Here is a 13,262-nt window from a genome sequence, read left to right as displayed (position 1 = left end):
CGACTACATCGAGATGTTTTACAATTCGAAGCGCCGACATGGTTCCAATGATGGCTTGTCACCGGTAGAGTTCGAGGCCCAGTATTTTTCTAACCAATCGGGTGTCTAGGAAAATAGGGGCTATTCATGGGTATCCTCAGCTTTACCGGTTGGCAACTCACCTTCGGAGGTCTGTTTCTCGCCCCAATAGCCCTATTTTGTGAAGGACTCCCTCAATCTCTAACCACGACTCACCTTCTGGGGTACGGCTACCTCTCCCTTGTCGGAACCGCATTGTGCTATCTCCTCTGGTTTCGCGGCATCGAGAAACTGCCTGTCATCACCACCTCGTTCCTCGGTTTCCTGACCAGCCTCTCAGCCTGCCTCCTGGGTTTCTTTGTACTCAATCAGGCACTATCCAAAATGCAACTTGTCGGCGGATTAGCCATTGTTTCGGCGATCTTCCTTTCCACAGCCAAACCTAGAGCAAGCAGACCACTAGCGATATCAAGCCAATCGGAACTAACAGGCACCCGACAAGACTTGTGCTGAAAAGTAACTCCTGCAACACTGCGGCCAACACTCACCATCAAGATGCAGACGATGAACAAACTGACTCTAACCGCTACCCTGCTGGCCAGCCTGCTGCTTCCGGCCCAGGCCGCCACCGAGATCGCCGGAGTGGCGGTCACCGACACCATCGAACTCCAGGGCAAGCCCCTGACCCTCAGTGGCGCCGGGATCCGCTCCAAGTTCTTTATGGACCTCTATGTGGGCAGCCTCTACAGCAGCGAGCCAGGCTTGGATGACCAACAGGCCATCGAGGGCAACCAGACCAGCGCCATCCGCCTGAACATCGTCTCCGGGCTGATCACCTCGGATAAGATGATCGACTCCATCGAGGAGGGCTTTCAGGGCAGCGCAGGCAAGCACTATGGCCAGTTGAAACCCAAGATCGACGCCTTCATCGCCGTATTCAGCGATCAGATCGTCGAGGGGGATCAGTTCACCCTGCTGTCGCTGCCAGGCGTGGGTGTGGAAGCCTATAAGAATGGCCAACTGCTGACCCTCATCGAGGGAGAAGCCTTCCGCCAGGCCCTGCTGGGGATCTGGCTGGGGGACAAACCCGCCGACGACGATCTCAAGGAAGCGATGCTGGGCGGGTAAGCCTCCCAGACAAGAAAGAAGGCGCGGTTATCCGCGCCTTTCCCCTTTATTGCTCTGCCAAAGCGCTGGGTGGTGCTACACTGCCGCCCCTGTACCCCAGTCCCCAGATAGAGCGTCCCATGGATCATCAACCCAACAACCCCTTGCACGGGGTGAAACTTCAGCAGATTGTGGAGCAACTGGCCGAGTACTATGGCTGGAGAGAGCTGGGACGGCGCATCCCCATCAACTGTTTCAACGCCAACCCCTCGGTGAAATCCAGCCTCAAGTTTTTGCGGCGCACCCCCTGGGCCAGGGAGAAGGTGGAGCAGCTCTACCTGGACTCCATCGAGGAGATTCAGGAGTGGCGGCAGCATTCGGGCGATCACGCCTGAGGAGGCCCCCGCCAAACCAGGGAGAGACTGGCGCGATACGCGGCGCCGGTTTGCCCACTCAGGGACGATAGCCTTTGAGGAACATCGTCACCGTCTGCTCCACGTAGGCCTCTCTCTGCTCCTCGTCCATCTTCATCCCCAGCCCCAGTTCGCCCCGCATCTTGTCCACGGTGTGCAGCATCAGCAACAGTTGCTGGCCGGCGAACACCGGATTGGGCACCGCCAGCACTCCCGCCTCGCTCAGCCTCTCCAGGTAGCCGCTCACCAACGCCATCATCCGTTTCGGCCCCGCATCGTAATAGAGCTGGGACAGCTCCGGATGGCTGTCGACGCAGCGGATGCAGGAGCAGTAGACGTGACGCACTTCGGGGCTGAGGATCATCTCTAGGAAACGGCGGGCAAACTGGAGAATCACCTGGCCGGGATCGGCGTCCATGTCGAAGCTCTCCTCGGTCATCTGAGCACTGACACAGCGCGCCTCGATGCAGTGGACGAAGAGATCGTTCTTGCTGCCGAAGTGGCTGTAGACCGTCTGCTTCGACACCCCGGCCCGAACCGCCACCTCGTCCATGGAGGTGTTCTCCAGCCCTTTCTGCATGAACAGCTCGGTGGCCGCCTCCAGGATCTGGCAACGCTTCTTACTTTTCCGGTCGTTAGCTACAACACCCATAGAACCCCACAAACTATTTACAAATTCTTCACCTGCTAGACTGGACAGTCTAGTTTGATTCTACCAAACTAGACCATCCAGTCTAATTGTAATTCGAATGTTATGTCAGCGTATCAGATTCTCGGCCCGCTCTGCGGCCTGCTCCTCATCCTCACCGGCTGCAGTCAGCAGGACGGCGACGCGCCGGTCAAGCCTCCGCTGGAGGTGCACGCCCAACAACTTCAGTTGCAGCAGAGCTATCCGCTGACCCACAGGTTCGTGGGGAGGGTGTATCATCCCCAGACCAGCGACATCGGCTTCGAGTCCCCTGGCACCGTCGCCACCATCGAGGTGGAGATCGGCCAGCAGGTGAGTGCCGGCCAGGTGCTGGCTACCCTGGACACTCGTCTGCTGCGCAGCGAGGTGCAGCAGTTGGACGCCGCCCTGGCGCAGAACCGCGCCGATCTGAATCTGACCCGGACCACCCTCAAACGACAGCTGGCCCTTTCCAGGCAGGGCTACCAGTCCGAGCAGCTGCTGGATGAGCTGCGCAGCCGCCAGGCCCAGTTGCAGGCGCGCCAACGGCAACTGGAGGCCAGCCTGGAATCGGTCAGCATCCGCCTGCAGAAGAGCATCCTCAAAGCCCCCTACTCCGGTACCGTCACCCGGCGGCAGCTGACCCAGGACCAGGTGACCGGCAACGGCCAGGTGGCGTTCACTCTGGTCCCCAATGGGGCGGCCGAAGCCCGGGTCGGTCTGCCGGTACGGCTGTTGGAACGGCTCCAGACCAGTCAGCGGTGGCAGGCCAGCCTCGATGGCAGGGTGGTACCGGTCACCCTGCTGGGGCGCAGCGCCCAGGTCGACCCGGCCACCCGCACCGTGGCCCTGAGGTTCGCCCTGCCCCAGGAGCGCCCCCTGCTCAACGGCCAACTGCTCTACTTGGAGGTGGAGGAACGGATCGCCGCCGAAACCGCCCGGGTGCCCCTGACCGCCCTGACCGCCGGCGTCCGGGGCCTGTGGAACCTCTACATCCTCGAGGCCCTGGGCGACGGCAGCTACCAGATCGCCCGTCGGGACATCCGGGTGCTGCACGCCGATCAGACCCATGCCTGGATCTCCGGCGCCATCGACGACGGCGACCGCCTGGTCTCCACCGGGCTGCAGCGACTGGTGGCTGGACAGCGGGTGGTGCTGGCCTCCGACCCCAGCATCACCGCCAACCGGAGTGATCCGAAATGATCCGCGCCCTGGTTGAAAACCCCAGGGTCACCGCCCTGCTCACCGCCCTGCTGCTGGTCAGTGGCCTCAGCGCCCTGGCCAACCTGCCCAGAACCGAAGATCCCAGCCTCACCAACCGGGTGGCGGCGGTGATCACCCCCTACCCGGGTGCCACCGCCGAGCGGGTGGAGGCCCTGGTTACCGAGCCCATCGAATCCAGGCTGCGGCAGCTGGATGAGATCAAGACCCTGACCTCCAACTCCAGGCCGGGGATCTCGGTGGTCACCATCGAACTGCAGGACCGGATCACCGATGCCGATCCCATCTGGTCCCGGGCCAGGGATCTGATCGGCGACCTGGGCCCCAGCCTGCCCCAGGGCAGCGGCACCCCGACCCTGGACGACCAGCTGGCCTACGCCTTCACCCGCATCTTCTCCCTGACCTGGCAAGGCAGCGGCCAGGCCGATCCCACGGTGCTGGGGCGCTATGCCGAAGAGTTGGCCAGCCGGCTGAGGCTGCTCCCCGGCACCGATTTCGTCAAGGTGGTGGGGGCCCCCGAGGAGGAGATCCTGGTCTCCATCGACGACGCCGAACTGTTCGCCCTGGGTCTTTCCGTCGATGACCTGGCCAGGCAGATCCGCGCCGCCGACAGCAAAACCGCCTCCGGCAGCCTGGAGGGGCGGTCGATCCGTGCCCAGTTGGAGGTCTCGGGGGAGTTGGTCTCTCTCAATCGCATCCGCCAGGTGCCGCTGCGTCCGGACAACCAACTGCAGACCCTGAGGGTGATGGATGTGGCCAGCGTCAGCCGCTCGCTGCGCTGGCCACCGGATGACTATGTACTCAGTCAGGGACAGCAGGGGGTGCTGGTGGCGGTGCGCATGTTGCCGGATACCCGCATCGACCGCTGGAATGGCCAGGTGGAAACCACCCTGGCGGGGTTGCGGCCACTGATCGCCGCCAATGTTCGGCTCGACACCCAGTTCAATCAGCAGGGGTACACCGAGGTGCGGCTGTCGGAACTCACCGGCAACCTGGGACTGGGCTTTGTGCTGGTGATGGGGGTACTGCTGGTGACCCTGGGGTGGCGCAGCGCCCTGCTGGTGGCCTTCGCCCTGCCACTGACCGTGCTGTTCACCCTGTTCTGCATGCAGCTCTACGGACTGCCCATCCATCAGATGTCGGTCACCGGCCTGGTGGTGGCCCTGGGGATCATGGTGGACAACGCCATCGTGGTGGTGGACGCCATTGGCCAACGCCGCAGCCGCGGCATGACCCCGGTCGAGGCGGTCGGCGCCACCCTGCGCCAGTTCTGGCTGCCCCTGCTCAGCTCCACCCTGACCACGGTACTGGCCTTCGCCCCCATCTTCCTGATGCCGGGACCCGCCGGGGAGTTCGTCGGCGGCATCGCCCTGGCGGTGAGCTTCGCCCTGGTGGGCTCCTACCTGATCTCGCTGACCCTGGTAGCCGGTCTCGGCGGCCGCGTCATCAGACCCAGGGAGGGCAATCACTGGTGGCAGCAGGGGATCACCCTACCCTGGCTGGGCGCCCTGCTGCGACGAACCCTGGCCATCGCCCTGGTGTGGCCCAAGAGCACCCTGGTTCTGATGTTGCTGACACCGGCCACCGGATTCTGGGCCGCGGGACAGATGACCGAACAGTTTTTCCCTGCGGCAGACCGGGACATGTTCCATATCGAGGTGTTTATGCCTCAACAGGCCAGCCTGCCGGCCACCGTGGACGGGGTGCGGCAACTGGACGCCTGGCTGAGAGCGCAGGCGGGCATCGAACAGACGGTGTGGACCTTCGGCCGCAACACCCCCTCCTTCTACTACAACCTGTTGCAGCGGCGACAGGGGGCGGCCAATTATGCCCAGGGGATGATCACCGCCACCGACTTCGAGGTCGCCAATGAGCTGATCCCCAGGCTGCAGCGGCAGTTGGACCGGCGCTACCCGCAGATGCAGATCCTGGTGCGCAAGCTGGAACAGGGGCCCCCCTTCAATGCCCCCATCGAACTGCGCCTCTACGGCCCGGAGCTGGACAGGCTCACCGAGATCGGCGATCAGCTGCGGCTGATGCTGGAGCGCCAGGCCCACATCATCCAGACCCGGGCCACCCTGGCCGCCGGGGCCGCCAGGGTGAGGCTGGCGATCGACGAGGAGGCCAGCCTGGCCGGCGGCCTGACCCTGGCCCAGCTGGCCGGGCAACTTCGTGCGTCCATGGACGGCGTGGTGGGGGGCAGTGTCCTGGAGGGGGTGGAGAACCTGCCGGTACGGGTGCGGCTCAACGCCCGGGATCGCAACCAGGCGGCGGACCTGGGGGCAGTGCAACTGGTGGGAGGCAGGGGGCAGCCGACCATGCTGCCGCTGTCGGCCCTGGCCCAGCTCAGCATCGAATCGGGACGGGCCACCATTCCCAGGCGCAACGGCGAACGGATCAACACCATAGAGGGCTACCTGGACGCCGGGGTGCTGCCCTCCAGGGTGCTGAGTGCCATGGCACCGCAACTGGCGGAGTTTGAAGCTCGCCTCCCCTCCGGATACCGGCTGGAGATCGGTGGCGAGAGCGCCAAACGCGACCAGGCGGTGGCCAAGCTGATGTCCTCGGTGACCATCATCAGCGTGCTGCTGGTGGGCGTGGTGGTACTGAGCTTCAACTCCTTCCGCCTGACCACGGTGATCCTGGCCAGTGCCGTCCAGTCGGCCGGGCTCGGCCTGCTGTCGGTCTTCCTGATGGGCTACCCCTTCGGTTTCAATGTGATCACCGCCCTGATGGGACTGGCGGGACTGGCCATCAATGCCGCCATTGTCATCCTGGCGGAACTGGAGGAGAACCCGGAGGCGGGCCGCGGCAACATCGCCGCCATCATCGATACCGTGGTCGGTTGTGGGCGTCACATCGGCTCCACCACCATCACCACCTTTGGCGGGTTCCTGCCGCTGATCCTGGCGGGAGGCGGATTCTGGCCCCCGTTTGCGGTCGCCATCGCCGGCGGGACCCTGCTGACCACCTTCCTCTCGTTCGTGTTTGTTCCCGCCTGCTACATCATGATTCGGGCTCCCGAAGGAGCCCGTCTCGCTAAGAGCGTAACCGCCTAGCGGTCACTGTTGATGATGCGGTTGTAGAGCTGGTCTTTCAGCTCTACCCGCCTCATCTTCAAGCGACTGAACTCCTCATCACTGGTGGGCACATCGTTCATCTCCAGCCCCCGTATCTGATGATCCAAACTGTGATACTCCCTGGCCATGCTGGCGAACTCCACATCCAGATGTTTCAGGCTGTGGATCCTGTCCTTGTAGTCGGGAAAATCGTCGGCGAGGGCATGACTCTCTCCAAGCATCGCGAGCTCCTGTGAGTTATCAGGTGAGAGAAAGGCTGCACTAGGCCACAGCAGGCGCCGGCGCAGCCGGATGGCTTACCTAAAACCTAGTCCAGATTCCCCACCTTCTCCACCACAGGCCCTGATGCCACTGGAGTTGGCTCACTTCATCGAGTGCGCATCCAACGCCTGGCGCAAACGCTCTATCTGCTGCGGCGTCCAATCTCCGTCGGCGATCATCCGTTCCACCGTCTCAGTCCGATCCAGGTGAAAGCGCTTGAAGTCCATCACCCCCTGCCGCTCCAGCTGAGCCACCATCCGCTCCGCCTCCTCCGCCAGCCGGGCGCCCTCTTCGGCCATCCGCTCATGGATCTCCACGATCACCTCCGGTTCCGATCCCAGCTCAATGACCTGCTGATGGCCATCGGAGAGCACCAGGCTCCAGTCACTGCCCAGCCCGGCCAGGGTCTTGACCCTGTCAAGCCAGCGACGCCGCAGCGGCTCCTCCACCTCGCCAAGCAGTGTCTCTACCGAACTCCAGTCGGGGCTGTCCCCATCCAGGGTCAACTGCACCCTCTCACCCCGTTCCAGGTAACTCAGCTCTATGGGCGCCCCCCTGTCCTGACTGGCCTTCAGGGTGGCCGCCGAGGCTGCCAGGGTTACCAACATCATCACCGCCGCCAATACCGTTCTCATGGTCGTCTCCTTCTCAAAGTGGCTTGGTCCCCCCTCACCTAGAAAGAAACGTGCCAGGCCTGTCCTGGGACGAAATGAGCGGGTTTGGCGGCGACTGGTGGCAAGCGATTTCCCCATATGGGCGCGGCGGCTGCCCATATGGGGATCGGCGGGCGTCAGCCCGGGAGGAGGCTAGCAGGCCACCGCACGCCGTGGTAACTTCAGCTCAACTGGCACGCTTTATGTAGGGAGATCATCCCAAGGAGGAAACGATGTCCCTGAAACGCTACCTGATGATCGCCTTTGGCTCGCTGATTCTGCTGTTCACCCTGCTGCAGTGGCTGCTGGTGCAGCAGCTCTCCAGTGACTTTCGTCAGCAGCTGGCCGAAGACTCCGAGGCGGTGGCCCAGGAGGTTGCCTCGGTCACCATCGAAACCCTGCTGCCGCCACTCTCCCCCAAGCCGGTAGTGCGGGTCTTGCCCACCGAGGAGGAGCGCCAGCGGATGCTGGCCATGGCCGAGCGCCACAGCAAACAGGCCCAGCGGGAGCTGGAGCGGGAACAGCGGCGGATGGAACAGCTCCGGGCCCAACAACAAGCCAACCAGGCGTCGCTGCAACGGCAGCGCCAGGCGGAGCAACAACGGATCCAGGCCTTCGAGGAGAAGCTCGACGCCATCGAGGCACACATCGAAGCCAAGCAGGAAAACTGGCAGGCGGTGGTCGAACTCAACCTGAAACACCAGGCCCTGCAGAAGGAGCTGCAACGGGCTCTGGAAGCGGAGACCTCCCTGGAGCTGCTGGAGGCAGAGTCCACCCTGGAGGTGCTGGAGGAGCAGCGCGGGGTTATCGGCGAGGAGGAGATGGCCCGCATTCATCAGGCGGTCGAACAGGCCAGGGAGCAGTTGCAGCGACAGGCCAGGGAGATCCGGGTCTTTATCCCCAGCGAGGAGGACCAACTGGTGATCGAGGGACTGGGAGCCAGCCTGGCGGTGCCCCTCTCCAGCGGTCCCCAGCAGAAGGTGATTACCCAGTTTGCCGAACGGGTGGCGTTGGTACTGTTGGCCGGTGCGCTGCTGAGCCTGGTGGGGGTGTACCTGATCGCCCGCAAACTGGCCCGGCCGCTGGAATCCCTGGATGAGGGCTGCCGCCGGCTCTCCACGGGGGAGCTGGGACTGCAGCTGTCCCGCAGCGGCACCCGGGAGACCCGCCGGGCCATCGACACCTTTAACCGCATGAGTAGCGACCTCAAGGCCAGCCAGGCGCAACAACGCCAGTTTCAGCAACAACGCCACCTGGCGGAGCTGGGGGAGATCACCCGGGGCATCGCCCATGCCCTGCGCAACCCCATCCACACCATCGGCCTGTTGCTGGAGGGGATGGCGCCGGAGCAGGCGCGGCTGCAGGGGCAGATCCGTGCCAAGCTGGCCCATATGGATGACAGTCTCAGCAGCCTGCTGACCCTGGCCAGCCAGGGGTTGGACCGGGATTCCCCGGTGCCGATCCTGCCGGTGATCGAGGGGATTCAGATGGAACTCAGCCAGGCCGAAGGGGGCGTTCGCTTTGTCAGTGAGCTGCCCGAGGATCTGACCCTGACCGGCGCCGAAGCCGAGCTTAGGGCCATACTGCATACCCTGATGAACAACGCCCAACAGGCCAGCGAGCCCGGCCAGGTGGTGCGCCTCTACCTAGAGCAGGCCGCGACTGGGTACACCCTGTGGGTGGAGGATCAGGGCGGCGGACTCAGTGACGCCATCCGCGACCGCCTGTTCGAACCCCACCAAACCACCAAACCGGAGGGGGCAGGCATGGGGCTCTATATCGCCCGCCGTATCGCCCGCCTCTGGTACCAGGGGGAGATAGTGATTCAAGAATACGATAAGGGGGTACGCGCCGGACTGGTGCTGCCCCAGGAGCGAGCACTATGAGCCGAGATGGATTTCAGATCCTACTGCTGGAGGACGATCCCACCCAGCGCGAACTGCTGACCAAGATGATGAGCGACGCCGGTCACCGGGTGAAAGCGGTGGGAGACGCCCACACCGCACTGGTGCAGCTGAACAACCACCACTGGCAGATCCTGTTCAGCGACTGGAAGTTGGCCCTGGGGGACGCCAGCGAGGTGATCCGCAGTGCCAGGGCCCGGATCCCTACCCTGGGGATCATCGTCGCCACCGCCTACGGATCGATCGACCATGCTGTAGAGGCGATGAAGATGGGCGCAGACGACTACCTGCCCAAGCCGTTCCAGAAGCAAACCATGCTGCTGGCCATCGACAAAGCCGCCCGGGCCCACCAGTTGAAGGAGGACAACCGCCGCCTCAGCGATCAGATTCAGCAGCAGGGCGCCCTGATCGACATGGTGGGCTCCAGTGCGGCGATGCGCTCACTGTTCGACCGGGTGGAGCGAATCAGCGCCATCAACACCACGGTGTTGATCCAGGGGGAGAGCGGCACCGGAAAGGAGCTGGTGGCCCAGCGGATTCACCGCCTGTCCGGTCGCGACGGTCCCTTCATCGCCCTCAACTGCGGCGCCATTCCCGACGCCCTGGCGGAATCCGAACTCTTTGGTCACGAGAAGGGCGCCTTCACCGGTGCCCACAGCGCCCGGGCCGGAAAACTGGAAGCCGCCCAGGGTGGCACCCTGTTGCTGGATGAGATCGGTGAGCTGCCCTTGAACCTGCAGACCCGGCTGCTGCGGGTCCTGCAGGAGGGCAAGGTGACCCGCATCGGCAGCCACAAGGAGATCGACCTGGATATCCGGGTGGTGGCCGCCACCAACCGCGATCTGCTCCAGGAGGTGGACGCGGGACGCTTCCGTCAGGATCTCTACTACCGGCTCAACGTCATTCCGGTAACAACCCCCGCCCTCAAGGATCGCAGCGAAGATATCCCCGCCCTGGCGGAGCACTTCATCCGCCACTTCAGCACCAAGTACCGGTTGCCCACCCCCAAACTGGCGGTGGCCGAGATGAACGCGCTGCGCAGCCACAGTTGGCCAGGGAATGTCCGGGAGCTGTCCAACTGCATGGAGCGATTTGTGCTGCTGCAGGAGCTGGATCTGCAACCCATCAGTTGCCAGGGAGGGATCATCCTTCCGGAGGCGGGCCTGAACTGGGAACAGGTGGAGAGAGAGTATCTGCAGGCGGCCCTGGAACGGGCCGGGGGCAACCGCACCGAAGCGGCCCGGTTACTGGGACTGGGATACAAGGCGTTTCTCTACCGTTCGGAGAAGCATGGGCTGTGACCCGCAGGGGCATCGGGAAACTCACAGCTCCTTATGGGTAAACAGCATGACCCGGTCGGCGGTGAACCCCACCTTGATGTGGGTGTCGTCGCCCCAGATGCAGGTTGCGATCCCCAGGGAGCCGCTGCAGCTGTCCGCCCGCCCCAGCACCGCTTCCACCTCGGCCCTGGACATCGCCAACGCCAGCTGGTCATAGCTCTCGCGACTGACCCTGCTGCACCGGCCAGCAGCAACACCCGCAACAACAGCCTTACCCAGGCCATCATCCCGCCCTTGGTTGTTACAGAAAGTAAACCAGGAGTTAACGCCAGATTTCAATCCGAAATCCGCCCGATGAATCACCTTTTCGCCCCCACTCTTCGTGACCCAGCTCAACTATTTCGAAGAGAGTTTTGTATAATCTGGGCCAACTGGCCGATAGGGCTTAAACAATCCTTAAAAAAACAATTTACAGGGGAACACATGGACTTCCGTAACTGGACCCTGGGCCGCCAGATTGGTGTGTCAGCCCTGCTTCTGAGCATCCTTACCTACTCCATCACCGGCTTCTTCGGCTACCGGGTCGCCGCCGACAGTCTTACCGAAACCCTTCAGGAATCAGAATCCGTCATGGCCGACACCCTGGCCGACACCCTGGATCTGCAATACCAGTTACTGATCAAACAGGTGCGGACCAACGCCGAACTGTTTAACAAGATGTTCTCCACCGACTTCACCCTGATGGAGAAGCGGGTCAACATCGCCGGCGCCAACGCGCCGGGTCTGAAGAACGGCCGCCGCCTGCTGAACAGCGCCATTGCCCAGGTGGATCGCTTTGCCAACATGACCGGCGGCACCGCCACCGTCTTCGTCAAGGATGGTGATGACTTTACCCGCATCTCCTCCTCCCTGCGCAAGGAGAACGGAGACCGGGCCACCGGCACCCACCTCGGCCAGAGCCATCCCGCCTACTCCATGATCATGGCCGGCCAGACCTACGAGGGGTACGCCAACCTGTTCGGCAAGCGGTACATCACCAGCTACCGCCCCATCAAGGATCAACAGAACCGGGTGATCGGCATCCTCTACATAGGTCAGGACGTCAGTGAGATGATGCAGGCCATGGGCAAGGCCCTGGCCAACATCCAACTGGGCGAAACCGGCTATGTCTCGCTGCTGCGCTATGAGGATGGCGTCTTCCTCTATCACCCCCGACTCACCGGCGACAAGGCGGCCAACTTCACCGATGACGAGGGCCAGCCCGTCTACGCCGGTGCCCTGGCCGACCAGGCCAGACACCAGAGCAAGTTTGTGCTGAACGGCAAGCTGTGGGTCTCCATGACCCTGCCGGTGCCCAGCGCAGGCTGGATGGTGGCCCTGCAGGTGCCGGAGGAGGAGCTCAGCCATGCCCTCAAGCCTCTGGCCCGCACCAACATCGGCCTCTCCATCCTGGGAATCCTGGTGATCACCGTACTGCTGTGGGTGATGCTGAACCAGCGCCTGAAGCCGCTGACCGCCCTGTGCACCCAGGTGGAAGCGATCGGCCACGGTGATCTGACCGCCAGGCTGGTCACCTCCGGGGGCAACAGCCAGAACGAGGTGCACCGCATCACCGACAGCGTCTCTGAGATGACCCACAGCCTCAAACAACTGATCGCCACCCTGCAGGGTTCCACCTCCCAGTTGGAGCAGGCCGCCGGTGAGATGCAGACCGTCGCCGAGGTCAACGGCAGTGGTGCCGCCCAGATGATGCAGCAAACCGACCAGATCGCCGCCGCCGTAGAGGAGCTGACCACCTCGGTGCAGGAGGTGGCCCAGCATGCCACCGGCTCCGCCGAACAGGCGGAAGCGGTGGACAGTGCCGCCAAGGACGGGGACCGACAGGTGGATGACGTGATCGCCCAGATGCGCGCCCTCGGTGATGCCCTGGAAAGCGGCAACGAGGCGATCCATCGGGTTGAGGAGGGCAGCCATGCCATCACCCGGGTGATCCAGGTGATCAACGAGATCGCCGAGCAGACCAACCTGCTGGCCCTCAACGCCGCCATCGAGGCTGCCCGTGCCGGGGAGCAGGGCCGCGGCTTCGCGGTGGTCGCCGACGAGGTGCGGACCCTGGCCCAGCGCACCCAGAACTCCATCAGCGAGATCACCGGGACCATCGAGCAACTGCAGCAGCGCACCCAGGATGCGGTCAACCAGATGCAGCAGAGCAAGAAGCTGGGTGAGGCCTCTTCCTCCCTCAGCGTTCAGGCCGGCGACGCCCTGACCGACATCTCCCACAGCGTGACCGACCTGTCCCAGAACGCCACCTCCATCGCCACCGCCACCGAACAACAGGGCTCGGTCGCCGCCGAGATTGCCCGTAACATCAGTGGGATTACCGAGCTGGCCCGGGAATCTGAGCAGACCGCCGGACAGACCGTGGACGCCGCCGAGCGCCTCACCGCCCTAGCCGGGGACATCCGCGGCCACCTGGCCCACTTCAAGTCCTAAGGGACTCGCCAACGAGAAAAAAAGGGTGCCAATGGCACCCTTTTTCATGCCCTTGACTGCAGCTCCCCGCCTTGGGAACGGCAGCGAGAGTTCAGACTCACCGACCCCCACAGGCTGTCTCCCCTCCTCGGACTTGCCATCCCCAGCGGTACCAGGCCTGGCAAG

13 protein-coding genes are annotated in these 13,262 nt (G+C 63.5%); 9 read left to right on the top strand and 4 right to left on the bottom strand.

Features of this window, described 5'->3' with window-relative positions; translation table 11 throughout:
- From FCL40_RS03370 to FCL40_RS03355, 4 genes are all read left to right on the top strand, one after another.
- The coding region (locus tag FCL40_RS03370) for an IS3 family transposase (RefSeq protein ID WP_136850104.1) at positions 1-109 on the top strand (109 nt) is incomplete at its 5' end.
- Between the two features lie 17 nt (positions 110-126).
- Positions 127-531, top strand: coding sequence for an EamA family transporter (locus FCL40_RS03365; protein ID WP_136851329.1), 405 nt, complete (start codon positions 127-129; stop codon positions 529-531).
- A gap of 51 nt (positions 532-582) precedes the next feature.
- Positions 583-1,146 (top strand): chalcone isomerase family protein, encoded by a 564-nt coding sequence (locus FCL40_RS03360; protein WP_169306983.1) that lies wholly within the window; start codon positions 583-585, stop codon positions 1,144-1,146.
- 119 nt (positions 1,147-1,265) lie between these two features.
- A complete protein-coding gene (locus FCL40_RS03355) occupies positions 1,266-1,520 on the top strand; it encodes a VF530 family protein (protein ID WP_136851325.1) in 255 nt (84 codons plus the stop codon).
- Between the two features lie 58 nt (positions 1,521-1,578).
- Here FCL40_RS03355 and FCL40_RS03350 read toward each other — a convergent pair whose 3' ends face one another.
- On the bottom strand, positions 1,579-2,190 hold the full coding sequence (locus tag FCL40_RS03350; RefSeq protein WP_136851323.1) for a TetR/AcrR family transcriptional regulator: 612 nt from the start codon (positions 2,188-2,190) through the stop codon (positions 1,579-1,581).
- 102 nt (positions 2,191-2,292) lie between these two features.
- Between FCL40_RS03350 and FCL40_RS03345 the strand changes: the two genes are divergently transcribed.
- Positions 2,293-3,408, top strand: a complete 1,116-nt coding sequence (locus FCL40_RS03345; RefSeq protein WP_136851321.1) for an efflux RND transporter periplasmic adaptor subunit — start codon at positions 2,293-2,295, stop codon at positions 3,406-3,408.
- Entirely contained in the window at positions 3,405-6,485 is a 3,081-nt protein-coding gene (locus FCL40_RS03340; protein WP_136851319.1) for an efflux RND transporter permease subunit, read from the top strand. The genes FCL40_RS03345 and FCL40_RS03340 overlap by 4 nt, the downstream gene beginning before the upstream one ends.
- On the opposite strand, the gene FCL40_RS03335 is transcribed toward FCL40_RS03340, so the two are convergent.
- Together FCL40_RS03335 and FCL40_RS03330 are read right to left on the bottom strand one after the other, a co-directional pair.
- Positions 6,482-6,727: a YdcH family protein gene (locus FCL40_RS03335; RefSeq protein ID WP_136851317.1), complete on the bottom strand. Its 246-nt coding sequence runs from the start codon at positions 6,725-6,727 to the stop codon at positions 6,482-6,484. The two genes, FCL40_RS03340 and FCL40_RS03335, sit on opposite strands and share 4 nt — an antisense overlap.
- Positions 6,728-6,868: 141 nt before the next feature.
- Positions 6,869-7,402: a hypothetical protein gene (locus tag FCL40_RS03330; RefSeq protein ID WP_136851315.1), complete on the bottom strand. Its 534-nt coding sequence runs from the start codon at positions 7,400-7,402 to the stop codon at positions 6,869-6,871.
- 251 nt (positions 7,403-7,653) lie between these two features.
- On the opposite strand from FCL40_RS03330, the gene FCL40_RS03325 reads away from it, so the two are divergent.
- Positions 7,654-9,306: a sensor histidine kinase gene (locus FCL40_RS03325; protein ID WP_136851313.1), complete on the top strand. Its 1,653-nt coding sequence runs from the start codon at positions 7,654-7,656 to the stop codon at positions 9,304-9,306.
- Positions 9,303-10,625, top strand: a complete 1,323-nt coding sequence (locus tag FCL40_RS03320; RefSeq protein ID WP_136851311.1) for a sigma-54-dependent transcriptional regulator — start codon at positions 9,303-9,305, stop codon at positions 10,623-10,625. The genes FCL40_RS03325 and FCL40_RS03320 overlap by 4 nt, the downstream gene beginning before the upstream one ends.
- A gap of 21 nt (positions 10,626-10,646) precedes the next feature.
- Here FCL40_RS03320 and FCL40_RS03315 read toward each other — a convergent pair whose 3' ends face one another.
- Positions 10,647-10,943 (bottom strand): DUF3862 domain-containing protein, encoded by a 297-nt coding sequence (locus tag FCL40_RS03315; RefSeq protein ID WP_229360258.1) that lies wholly within the window; start codon positions 10,941-10,943, stop codon positions 10,647-10,649.
- A gap of 144 nt (positions 10,944-11,087) precedes the next feature.
- On the opposite strand from FCL40_RS03315, the gene FCL40_RS03310 reads away from it, so the two are divergent.
- Positions 11,088-13,097 carry a methyl-accepting chemotaxis protein gene (locus FCL40_RS03310; protein WP_136851309.1) on the top strand — a complete coding sequence of 670 codons (2,010 nt, stop codon included), beginning with the start codon at positions 11,088-11,090 and terminating at the stop codon, positions 13,095-13,097.
- Positions 13,098-13,262: the final 165 nt, after the last annotated feature.

Origin of the sequence: Ferrimonas sediminicola, from assembly GCF_005116715.1 — a bacterium.
GTDB lineage: Bacteria > Pseudomonadota > Gammaproteobacteria > Enterobacterales > Shewanellaceae > Ferrimonas > Ferrimonas sediminicola.
Note: the sequence above shows the minus strand (reverse complement) of the source record. Positions and strands in the feature narration are given on the sequence as shown.